Here is a 3,635-nt window from a genome sequence, read left to right as displayed (position 1 = left end):
GACTTGTCCTGGTCCTTGAGGTGCGGGTAGGCGAGGCCTTCCGCGACGGCGAACTTGACCGCCAGCTCCGGGCGCGGGTCGTCGTAGTCGATTCCGAGCATGCTGACCTTGCCGGACTTCGCCAGCTTCGCGAGGTACGGCGCTTCCTCGCGGCAGGGGCCGCACCACTGGGCCCAGACGTTGAGCACGAGCGGGCCGCGGAGGTCCGCCAGCCGGATGTCCGGCCCGTCCCCCAGACACGGCAGGCTGACATCCGGCAGCCCGTCGCCGACGGCGGGCTTCGAAGGAGTCGCCGGACAAGCTGCCAACTGATCCGCCCCGGCCACCTTCACAGGCGGCTTGGCCGCCCCGTCGGCCTGCTGAGACCCACACCCCGCCAGGACCCCGACCATCACGACCGGCACCCACCACGCGGCGCCCAACCGGAGCCCGCGGCCCGCACCACCCAGCCACGCGCGGAGCGTTCGCGCGCCGCGTTGCGGCGTACCCACACCTGCTCCGCGGAGCGGTCGCCGGGTATGGGACTGCGGGCCGTTGCGTGGACTCATGCCGGGGTCTTCACCAGCTTCGACGCGGCCTCAGGGTCGGTGGGGCCGGCGCCGTAGGACGGGCACCACTGGGCGATCGGGCAGGCGCCGCAGGCCGGCTTCTTCGCGTGGCAGCGGCGGCGGCCGTGGAAGATCAGGCGGTGCGACAGCATCGTCCAGTCCTTCTTCGGGAACAGGTCGCCGATGATGTGCTCGACCTTGACCGGATCCTCCTCGGCGGTCCACCCGAACCGGCGGACCAGCCGCCCGAAGTGCGTGTCGACGGTGATCCCGGGCACGCCGAACGCGTTCCCGAGCACCACGTTCGCGGTCTTCCGCCCGGTGCCGGGCAGCTTCACGAGCTCCTCGAGCTTGCCCGGCACGACGCCGTCGTAGTCGTCGACCAGCGCCTGGCCGAGCTTCATCACGCTGTTCGTCTTCGCCCGGAAGAAGCCGGTCGGCTTCAGGATCGTCTCCAGCTCGTCCCGGTCGGCCTCGGCGTACGCCTGCGCGGTCGGGTACTTCGCGAACAGTGTCGGGGTCACCTTGTTCACCGTGACGTCGGTGGTCTGCGCCGAGAGGATGGTCGCCACCAGCAGCTCGAGCGGGGTGGTGAAGTCCAGCTCGCAGTGCGCGTCGGGGTACGTCTCGGTCAGCACCTTGTGCATCTTCCGGGCCCGGCGGACCAGCTGGGTGGGGGTCTCGTCGACGTACACAGGAGCCTTGCGGGGCAGCTTCAGCGGGACCGCCGGGAGGGGTTCCGCGACACGCGGGGATGGCATGGAGGCAAGCCTACGTGGCGGCGCCGACACCCGAGGAGCTACGGTTTTGTGGCGACCGGGTGTACACATATCGGTCGACGGACGTGGCGGATCCCACGTCCGGAGTCGTGGTCGAAGGTCCTAGGAGGCCAAAAGTGGATGCCGCAGTGCTCCGACAGGCACCGCTGTTCAGTCAGCTCGACGACGAGGCCGCCGACGCGCTGGCCGCCTCGATGACCGAGAGCCGGCTGCGCCGCGGCCAGGTGCTGTTCCACGAGGGCGATTCCGGTGACCGGCTGTTCATTGTGGTCGAGGGCAAGGTCAAGCTCGGCCGTACCTCCGCCGACGGCCGGGAGAACCTGATCGCGGTCCTCGGGCCCGGCCAGATGTTCGGCGAGCTGTCGCTGTTCGACCCCGGGCCGCGGTCCGCGACCGTCACCGCGGTCACCGATGCGACGCTGATGTCGCTGACCCACGACGAGCTGCTGCGCTGGCTCGACGGCCGTCCCGCGGTCGCCCGCGGCCTGCTCCTGCAGCTGGCGTCCCGGCTCCGCAAGGTCTCCGACGTGGTCGCCGACCTGGTGTTCTCCGACGTACCGGGCCGGGTCGCGAAGGCGCTCCTGGACCTCGCCAGCCGCTTCGGCCGGACCGCCGACGACGGCGTCCACGTGCACCACGACCTCACCCAGGAGGAGCTCGCCCAGCTGGTCGGCGCCTCCCGCGAGACCGTCAACAAGGCCCTCGCCGACTTCGCCTCCCGCGGCTGGGTCCGCCTCGAGCCCCGCTCCGTGGTCCTCCTCGACGTAGACCGCCTCCAGCGCCGCGCGCGCTAACCGTTCAGGTAGTCCAGCTGGGCCCGTACCGAGAGTTCGGCGGCGGGCCAGAGGGATTTGTCGACGTCGGCGTAGACGTGGGCGACGATCGCCTCGGGGGTGGTGTGGCCTTCGGTGAGGGCGGCGCGGACCTGGTTGAGGCGGTCCTGGCGGTGACTGAGGTAGTACGTCAGGACGTCGGCGGGGTCGTCGACGACGGGGCCGTGGCCGGGGAGGATCCGCAGTACGTCGGCCGGGGAGTTGGCGAAGGCGCGGAGGCGGTCGAGGGAGTCCAGGTACGGGCCGAGGGCGCCGTCCGGGTACGCGACCACCGACGTGCCGCGGCCGAGGACGGTGTCGCCGGTGAGCAGCGAGCCGTCCTGCGGGAGCCAGAAACAGACCGAGTCGAGGGTGTGACCGGGCGTCGGGAGAACCTCGACGCGCAGGTCGCCGGCCGTGATGATGTCGCCCTCCGCGAGGCCGTGCGCGTGGTCGGTGGGGATCCGGAACTCGGGGTCGACGGCGCGTACGCCGCAGCCCGCCTGGTTCGCGAACCAGGCGGCGCCCTCGGAGTGGTCGAGGTGCTTGTGGGTGAGCAGTACGACGGCGACCGGGCCGGCCTCGTCGAGGACCGCGCGGAGGTGGTCCTCGAGCATCGGGCCGGGGTCGACGACCACGGACTGCTCGGCGCCGGGGGCGCGCAGGATCCAGGTGTTGGTGCCGTCCAGCGTCATCGGGCCGGGGTTCGCGGCGCGGATCAGGGTGGCGTGGTCGGTGACTTTCATGAGGTCTCCAGATAGGCCTGGTCGCCGTCGACGCGCACCGTGGGCATGATCGCCCGGATCTCACGCTCGCCGGCCGCGGCCAGGGTCGCCGGTACGTCGCCGTACCGCGCGAGGTCGTGGCAGCAGACGTACGTCGGGGGCAGCATCAGCATCTCGCCGGCGTCGACGGCGGTCACCGCGTCCGCCGGGCGGATCCAGGTGACCTGGTCGGACTCGCTGGTCACGTCCCGGGTGACCTGCCCGGCGGGGAGGGCGGCGACGAAGAACGCGGTGTCGTACCGCTTGGGCTCGAACTCCGGGGTGATCCAGTGCGCCCACGGTCCGAGCAGGTCCGCCCGGAGCAGCAGCCGGCGCCGATGCAGGAAGTCGGCGAACCCGAGCTCGCGCGTCTCCAGTGCGACCCGGTCCGCCTCCCAATCGTCACCGGTGGTGTCCGCGACCACGGCGTCGGGGGTCGGGCCGGCCAGCAGTACACCGGACTCCTCGAACGTCTCCCGCACTGCGGCCGCGACGTACGCCGCAGCCGCCTCCGCCGAACACCCGAGCCGCTCGGCGAACCAGTCAGGCGAAGGCCCGAACCAGGAGTCCGCCACCGTCGAGTCGGTCGGGTCGACCCGCCCACCCGGAAACACCGTCATCCCCGCCGCGAACGCCATCGTCCGCTGCCTGCGCAGCAGGTAGACCTCCAGCGGGGCATCCCGCACGAGGATCACGGTGGCCGCGGGGCGGGCGGAGGCCGGCGTACGGGCG

5 protein-coding genes are annotated in these 3,635 nt (G+C 71.8%); 1 reads left to right on the top strand and 4 read right to left on the bottom strand.

The genetic code is table 11. From position 1 onward, the window contains the following. The coding region (locus tag VFF46_RS28935; protein ID WP_325040388.1) for a TlpA disulfide reductase family protein at positions 1-548 on the bottom strand (548 nt) is incomplete at its 3' end. Further along, complete coding sequence (gene nth, locus VFF46_RS28930) at positions 545-1,309, bottom strand: endonuclease III (RefSeq protein WP_325040387.1); 765 nt, start codon at positions 1,307-1,309, stop codon at positions 545-547. The genes nth and VFF46_RS28935, both read right to left, overlap by 4 nt. A 134-nt stretch (positions 1,310-1,443) precedes the next feature. On the opposite strand from nth, the gene VFF46_RS28925 reads away from it, so the two are divergent. After that, complete coding sequence (locus VFF46_RS28925) at positions 1,444-2,121, top strand: Crp/Fnr family transcriptional regulator (protein WP_325040386.1); 678 nt, start codon at positions 1,444-1,446, stop codon at positions 2,119-2,121. Here the strand turns inward: VFF46_RS28925 and VFF46_RS28920 are convergent. Both VFF46_RS28920 and VFF46_RS28915 read right to left on the bottom strand, forming a co-directional pair. Further along, on the bottom strand, positions 2,118-2,885 hold the full coding sequence (locus tag VFF46_RS28920; protein WP_325040385.1) for an MBL fold metallo-hydrolase: 768 nt from the start codon (positions 2,883-2,885) through the stop codon (positions 2,118-2,120). The two genes, VFF46_RS28925 and VFF46_RS28920, sit on opposite strands and share 4 nt — an antisense overlap. After that, positions 2,882-3,635, bottom strand: a 754-nt coding sequence (locus tag VFF46_RS28915; RefSeq protein WP_325040384.1) for an NUDIX hydrolase, incomplete at its 5' end; no start/stop codon positions are given. The genes VFF46_RS28915 and VFF46_RS28920, both read right to left, overlap by 4 nt.

Source organism: Kribbella sp., assembly GCF_035655035.1.
In the GTDB taxonomy this organism is placed as follows: Bacteria; Actinomycetota; Actinomycetes; order Propionibacteriales; family Kribbellaceae; genus Kribbella.
Note: the sequence above shows the minus strand (reverse complement) of the source record. Positions and strands in the feature narration are given on the sequence as shown.